General features: G+C 76.4%; 3 protein-coding genes. All 3 read left to right on the forward strand.

Features of this window, described 5'->3' with window-relative positions; translation table 11 throughout:
- Positions 1-469 precede the first annotated feature (469 nt).
- The gene (locus tag GCU69_RS16890) at positions 470-1,366 is read left to right on the forward strand and encodes an arginase family protein (protein ID WP_098752166.1); all 897 of its coding nucleotides are present in this window, start codon (positions 470-472) and stop codon (positions 1,364-1,366) included.
- A gap of 118 nt (positions 1,367-1,484) precedes the next feature.
- Positions 1,485-3,761 carry a DUF5107 domain-containing protein gene (locus GCU69_RS16895; RefSeq protein ID WP_156206529.1) on the forward strand — a complete coding sequence of 759 codons (2,277 nt, stop codon included), beginning with the start codon at positions 1,485-1,487 and terminating at the stop codon, positions 3,759-3,761.
- A 291-nt stretch (positions 3,762-4,052) separates the two neighbouring features.
- Positions 4,053-4,979 carry an NADP-dependent oxidoreductase gene (locus tag GCU69_RS16900; RefSeq protein WP_098754386.1) on the forward strand — a complete coding sequence of 309 codons (927 nt, stop codon included), beginning with the start codon at positions 4,053-4,055 and terminating at the stop codon, positions 4,977-4,979.
- Positions 4,980-4,989 lie beyond the last annotated feature (10 nt).

Below are 4,989 nucleotides of genomic sequence, written 5' to 3' on the forward strand. Positions count from 1 at the left end.
TCCGGAAACGACGGCGCGGTAAGGCTGACCTTACCCGGCGGTCCGGGCCGCCCCGGGCACGGGGCCGGGTCCCCGCGCACGGTCCCGGGCAGATGTGTCCGGGACCGCTCACCCGGTCCCGGGCGGACGTTTCCGGGCCCCGATGCACGGCCCCGGGCAGACGCGTCCGGGCCCGCACGCGCGGTCCCCGGGGGCGAGTACGGAGGCGCGGGCACACCGGATCCGGCCCGGCCGCCGAAGCCGACTACCGAAGCCAGCCGCCGAAGCCGACAACCGAAGCCGACAGCCAACGCCGACAGCCGAAGCCGACAGCCGAAGCCGACAGCCGAAGCCGACGGCCGAAGCCAGCCGCCGAAGCCGACAGCCGAAGCCGCCCGCCCACGCCGACAGCCGGCCGGCCGCCGCCGGCGCACGCGCAACCCCGGATTCTCCCCGCGCGACCGGGCCGGAGGCTCCTAGGCTGGATGCCATGCGCCGCACCGTGATCCTCGACGCCCCGTCCAACCTCGGCCTGCGCCCGCCGGCGCCCGGGACCGTCCCCGGCTGCCACAAGCTGGCCGGAGCCCTCCGCGAGCAGCGGCTGCCCGAGCGGCTCGGCGCCCGCGAGGGCGGAGTCGTCGTGCCGCCCCGATACGACCGCGGGCCCTGGCGGGAGGGCGACGGCGTCTTCCACGCCGCGCCCATCGCCGCGTACACCCGGCGCCTCGCCGACCGCGTCGAACGGCACGTCCGGGACGGCGAGTTCCCCGTCGTGCTCGGCGGCGACTGCAGCATCCAGCTCGGCGCCGCGCTCGCGCTGCGCCGGACCGGGCGCTACGGGGTCGCGCTGCTCGACGGCAGCTCCGACTTCCGCCACCCCGGCAACTCGCCCGCCGTGGGCGCCGCCGGCGGCGAGGAACTGGCCCTCTCCACCGGCCGCGGCCAGCAGGACCTCACCGACCTGGAGGGGCTGCGCCCGTACGTGCGCGACGAGGACGTACGCCTCATCGGCATCCGCGACTACGACGCGCACCGCGCCGAGCTGGCCGAGTTGAAGATCCCCACGTCCACCGTCACGGAGATCCGGGAGCTGGGCGTCGAGGACATGGCGCACGTCCATCTCACCACCCTGGAGTCCCATCATCTCGACGGCTTCTGGGTGCACTTCGACGCGGACGTGCTGGACCCGGAGATCATGCCGGCCGTCGACAGCCCCGACCCCGGCGGCCTGACCGCCGAGGAGGCGTGTGCCCTGCTGCGCCCGCTGCTCGGCTCGCCCCGCTGCGCCGGGTTCAACATCACCGTCTACGACCCGGACCTCGACCCCGACGGCTCCTGCGCCGCCCTCCTCGCCGATCTCGTGGAGTCGGCCCTCACCCGCGGCTGAGGCCCCGGTCCGGCCAGGCCGCGCCCTGTTCAGGCGGCCCGCGGCGTGGTCCGATGGTGATCGTGGGCGCCGGGCGGCCGGCGCCGGAGCACCAGCCGGACCAGGGAGCGAGGTTGCCTTGCCGACGACCGTTCGACGTGCCGTACTGAACCTTCCCGGAGTGCCCGTGGGGCCCGACAACCCGCTGCCCGCGCTCCGGCCGCTCGACGAACTGCACCGGATCGGCGAGGAGGAGCGGGCCGCGCTGCCCGCCGGCATGGCCCGGCAGATCGGTTACGAGCCGCTGCGCTCCGTGCTGCCCGAACGGCTGCGCGACGGCTACGGGCGGGACCGCGAGCCCATCGCTCTCGACACGGCCGTCATCGAGAACGACCGGCTGCGCGCCACGGTCCTCACCGGCCTCGGCGGCCGCGTGCACTCCCTGCTCCACAAACCGTCCGGCCGTGAACTCCTCTACACCAACCCGGTGTTCCAGCCCGCGGACTTCGCCCTCAACGGCGCCTGGTTCTCCGGCGGCATCGAGTGGAACATCGGCGCCACCGGGCACACCACCCTGTCCTGCTCACCCGTGCACGCCGCGCGCGTCCCCGCGCCCGACGGCGGCGACATGCTGCGGCTCTGGGAGTGGGAGCGGCTGCGCGACACACCGTTCCAGGTGGACCTGTGGCTGCCGGAGGGCTCCGACTTCCTGTACGTCGGCGTGCGCCTCCGGAACCCGCACGACCGGCCGGTGCCCGTCTACTGGTGGTCGAACATCGCCGTACCGGAGGAGGAGCGCAGCCGCGTCCTGGCACCGGCCGAGGAGGCCTGGCACTTCGGTTACGAGCGCAGCCTGCGCCGCGTCCCGGCGCCCGGGTGGAACGGCGCCGACCGCACCTACCCGCTGCGCAGCGGGTATCCGGCCGACTACTTCTACGAGGTTCCCGACGGCGCCCGCCGCTGGATCGCCTCGCTCGACGAGCACGGCCGGGGCCTCGTCCAGACCTCCACCGATCTGCTGCGCGGCCGCAAGCTCTTCCTCTGGGGCGCGGGCACCGGCGGCCGGCGCTGGCAGCGCTGGCTGACCGAGCCCGGCACCGGCGGCTACGCCGAGATCCAGGCCGGGCTCGCCCGCACCCAGCTGGAACACGTACGGCTGGAGGCGGGCGCCGAGTTCGCGTGGCTGGAGGCGTACGGGCCGCTGGCCGCGGACCCGGGCGCCGTGCACGGCCCGGACTGGGCGGCGGCCCGTGCCGAGGCGGAAGCCCGGCTGGAGGAGGCCCTGCCGCGCGCGGACGTGGACGCGGCGTACGCCGCCTGGCGGCCCTGCGCCGACACCGACCCGGGGGAGCGGGACGTGCTGGCGGCCGGTTCCGGCTGGGGCGCGCTGGAGTCGGAGCGCGGCGGCTGGAAACTGTCCGGCACCCCCTTCCCGCCCGGCACCCTCGGCGCACCGCAGCGGCCCTGGCTGGAACTGCTGCGCGGCGGCACACTGCCCGAGGACACCGTCGCCGGGGTGTCCGACCCCGGGCCGAGCCTGGTGGCGCCGGAGTGGCGGGAACTGCTGGAGGCGGCCCCGTCGAACGCCGCCTCCGACCACCACCTGGGCGTGGCGCAGTGGCACGCGGGCGACCGTGCGCAGGCGGCCCGCAGCTGGGAACGGTCGCTCCGGCACGCGGAGACGCCGTGGGCGCTGCGCTGCCTGGCGGTGGCCGACGCCGAGTCGGGAGCGCCCGGGCGCGCGGCGGACCGGCTGCTGCGCGCGGTCCTGGTGCTGCGGGGCGGGGCGCCGGCCACTCCGGGAGCAGCGGCCCCCGACGGCGTCCCAAGCGGACAGCCCGCGCCCGGCCGCGCTCCGGGCGGGTCCGCCCCCGACGGCACGCCACGCGGATCCGCCGTGGACGGTACCGCGCCGGAGAGCACCGCTCCAGGCGGATCCGCCCCGGACGGCACCGCGCCCGGTGGATGCGTCCCCGGCCGCGCTCCGCGCCCACCCGCCCCCGGCGGTGCTCCGGACGCGTCCGCTCCGGAGGCGGGCGCCGCCGCCCGCACCGCCGCCGAGGCGGCGCTGTCCCGTGAGGCGGCCGACGCACTGCTGGCCGTCGGGCGTGCCGCGGACGCCCGGGCCGTACTGGACGGGCTGCCGCCGGAGCTGCGTGCCCGGGGCCGGTTCCGGCTGCTCCGGGCGCGGCTGCTGCTCGCCGAGGGGGACGCGGCCGCGGCGCGCGCGGTGTTCGACGAGGGGTTCGAGGTGGCGGACCTGCGGGAGGGCGAGGAGTCGCTGCACCGGACCTGGCAGGAGATCGCCGAGCGGCTGACCGCCGGGGACGGTCCGGTCACCGAGGAGATACGTCTCCGGGCGCGCGAGGAGCACCCGCTGCCGGACGCGTACGACTACCGCATGTGGCCCGCCTGACCGGCCATCCCGCCCCACGGATTCCGCCCCACGGATTCCGCCCCACGGATTCCGCCCCACGGATTCCGCCCCACGGATTCCGCCCCACGGACCGTCCCGCGGTTCCCGGCCGGCGGATCCCGCCCCACGGACCCCACCTCGCGGTACCCGCCCGGGCGCGCCCGGCCCGGTGCCCGTCCGGCGCACGCCCGCCTCCGGCTTCCGTCCCGCTCCGCGCACGGACGGCTGATTCCCGTGAGCCGTTCGGCGGCACCGGGAATCAGCCGGCCCGGTCGCACCGTTGGTGCGGGCATGAAGGCAGTGACGATCAACGCATACGAAGAAGCCCCGCAGCTCACCGACGTACCGGAGCCCAAGGTCGGGCCGGACGGCGTCCTGGTCCGGATCCGGGCCGCCGGCGTCAACCCGGTGGACTGGAAGATCGCGGCGGGCTATCTCGACCCCGTCCTCCAGGTCAACTTCCCGCTGATCCTCGGCTGGGACCTCGCCGGTGTCGTGGAGCGCACCGGCCCCGCCGTGACCGAGTTCGCCCCCGGCGACGAGGTGGTCGGCTACAACCGGCAGGACGTCGCCCAGTTCGGCACCTACGCCGAGCAGGTCGCCGCACCGGTCCGCACCCTCGCCCGCAAGCCCGCCTCGCTCAGCTGGGAGCAGGCGGCCGGTCTGCCGCTGGCCGGGCTCACGGCGCTCCAGTCGCTGCGGGCCGCGGACACCGGGTCCGGTGACACCGTCCTCGTGCACGCGGCGGCCGGCGGTGTCGGCTCGCTCGCGGCACAGATCGCGGTCGCGCTGGGAGCCCGGGTCATCGGCACGGCGAGCGAGCGCAACCACGACTATCTGCGGTCGCTGGGCGCCGAGCCGGTCGCGTACGGGGACGGGCTCGTGGAGCGCGTCCGGGAGCTGGCGCCCGGCGGCGTGGACGCGGCGTTCGACTTCGTCGGCGGGGACGCCCTTCCGGCCTCCTTCGACCTCGTCAAGGAGGCGTCCCGGGTGGTGTCCGTGGTCGACACGGCGGTCTCCGGCTCCGGCGGTCGCTATGTGTTCGTGCGGCCGGACAGCGCGGGTCTGGCCGAGCTGGGCGCGCTGGCCGACGCCGGGAAGCTGACCGTGCACGTGGACCGGGAACTGCCGCTCGCCGAGGCGGCCGAGGCACACCGGCTCAGCCAGGAGGGCCGGACGCGCGGAAAGATCGTGCTGACGGTCCCGCGGAACGGCTGACCCCGCACGG

Origin of the sequence: Streptomyces lycii (genome assembly GCF_009735685.1) — a bacterium.
GTDB classification, from domain to species: domain Bacteria; phylum Actinomycetota; class Actinomycetes; order Streptomycetales; family Streptomycetaceae; genus Streptomyces; species Streptomyces lycii.

What these genes read in the sequence shown, in the direction of transcription:
- GCU69_RS16900 (WP_098754386.1), top strand. Translation starts at nt 4,053, where the DNA reads ATGAAGGCAGTGACGATCAACGCATACGAAGAAGCCCCGCAGCTCACC.
- GCU69_RS16890 (WP_098752166.1), top strand. Translation starts at nt 470, where the DNA reads ATGCGCCGCACCGTGATCCTCGACGCCCCGTCCAACCTCGGCCTGCGC.